This window comes from Prevotella sp. DNF00663 (assembly GCF_001553265.1).
In the GTDB taxonomy this organism is placed as follows: Bacteria; Bacteroidota; Bacteroidia; order Bacteroidales; family Bacteroidaceae; genus Prevotella.
Genome location: NZ_KQ960664.1, coordinates 1 through 870, shown reverse-complemented (window position 1 = coordinate 870; position 870 = coordinate 1). Strand labels below are relative to the sequence as shown.

The following is an 870-nucleotide window of genomic DNA, read 5'->3' as shown; positions in this document are numbered from 1 at the left end:
TGTGCTGAATTCAAGCATTCAGAGAAAGCAGAAAATAAGAAAATCAAAGGGATAAGACTATAACTATGGGATATGCTTCGCATAATCTATTTTTCGGGGAGCAAGTTTATGTTTTGGGCATACCAAAACCACTTGCTCCACCTCCTGACAGTCGTTGCAGAGGATTATCCCGCTGGTCTCCATCAAATCAAATAAAAGAAACAAGTATGATAAAAAAAGAATATAAAAAAAGTGGTCGTCCAACCAAGGGCGTAGCCGAAAAGAAGAAATACCGTATCACGGTGAAACTGAATACGCAGGATTACTATACGCTTAAAAGCAAAGCCAAAAGCGCAGGAGTAACCATGAGTGAGTTTGTAAGAAAAGTTCTTGATAAAGGAAATGTCATTGAGCGACTGACCGTAGAGCAAGCAGACTTCATCCGCAAGCTGTGTGGCATGGCAAATAATCTCAATCAGTTGGCACATCGTGCCAATGCGGAAGGATTTCATACCATTGCTCCTTTCCATAAAATAATCATTAGCAAGATTGATGAAATCCTAAATCTGATACGAAGATGATAGCAAAGATAATGAAAGGTTCGGGCTTCAAGGGTGTAATCAATTACATCCTTGACCCGAAGAAAGGAACGGAGCTTATAGACAGTTCCGGAGTGCGGACAGACAGTATTAGTCATATTGTCCAAAGTTTCATCGACCAAACAGAACTTAATCCACGAGTGGGTAAGGTTGTAGGGCATATTTCCCTAAGTTTCTCTGTACAGGATTCTTCTAAATTAAGTAACAAGTTCATGGCACAAATGGCTCGTGAGTATATGGAGAAGATGGGGATAAAAGATACACAGTACATTATCGGTCGCCACTTTGACAA

The 870-nt window shown here is 40.2% G+C and carries 2 protein-coding genes; both read left to right on the top strand.

Features of this window, described 5'->3' with window-relative positions:
* The first annotated feature begins 206 nt into the window (after nt 1–206).
* Complete coding sequence (gene mobC, locus HMPREF3034_RS11730) at nt 207–560, top strand: plasmid mobilization protein (protein ID WP_062435725.1); 354 nt, start codon at nt 207–209, stop codon at nt 558–560.
* Nucleotides 557–870: relaxase/mobilization nuclease domain-containing protein (locus HMPREF3034_RS11725; protein WP_082721781.1), on the top strand; the 314-nt coding region annotated here is incomplete at its 3' end. The genes mobC and HMPREF3034_RS11725, both read left to right, overlap by 4 nt.

What these genes read in the sequence shown, in the direction of transcription:
- mobC (WP_062435725.1), top strand. Translation starts at nt 207, where the DNA reads ATGATAAAAAAAGAATATAAAAAAAGTGGTCGTCCAACCAAGGGCGTA.